Genomic DNA, 494 nt, shown 5'->3' on the forward strand with positions numbered 1-494 from the left:
ACACGGCCCTGACCCAGCGCGTGCTGGCCACGCCGCTCCAGACGCCTACGCCGAAGCAACCCGAAACCCTTACCGAAAGAGCAGCCTGATGCCCCAGATCGACGCCGCAGTCAGCGGCCATGTGTCCTCCATCGCCATCGAAGCCGGCGCCACCATCTCCGCCGGGGATGTCCTGATGATCATCGAGTCGATGAAGATGGAGATCCCGCTGGAGGCCGAGGCGGATGGCGTGGTCAAGGCCATCCTGGTCCAGCCCGGCGACGCCGTGACCGAGGGCCAGCCGGTGGTGGAGGTCGAGTAACGCGCCAAGGCTCCGGGGGCCTTACTCGATCGTCACCTTGCCATCCTTGACCAGCTTGGCGAACTTGGCGGTCTCGTCATCGATGCGCTTGGCGAACGCTGCCGAATCGCTGGGCATCGGCTCGGCGCCGGCGGCCAGCRTGCGCTGCTGGAAGTCCGGCGAATTGACGATTTCCACGATCTTCGCGCTGAGC

At 65.9% G+C, this 494-nt stretch carries 1 protein-coding gene; it reads left to right on the plus strand.

The window, feature by feature from the left end; translation table 11 throughout:
* The first annotated feature begins 88 nt into the window (after window positions 1–88).
* Window positions 89–301 carry an acetyl-CoA carboxylase biotin carboxyl carrier protein subunit gene (locus AB4Z35_RS30310; RefSeq protein WP_092301205.1) on the plus strand — a complete coding sequence of 71 codons (213 nt, stop codon included), beginning with the start codon at window positions 89–91 and terminating at the stop codon, window positions 299–301.
* The last annotated feature ends 193 nt before the right edge of the window (window positions 302–494 follow it).

Origin of the sequence: Pseudomonas sp. KB_15 (assembly GCF_052114525.1) — a bacterium.
GTDB lineage: Bacteria > Pseudomonadota > Gammaproteobacteria > Pseudomonadales > Pseudomonadaceae > Aquipseudomonas.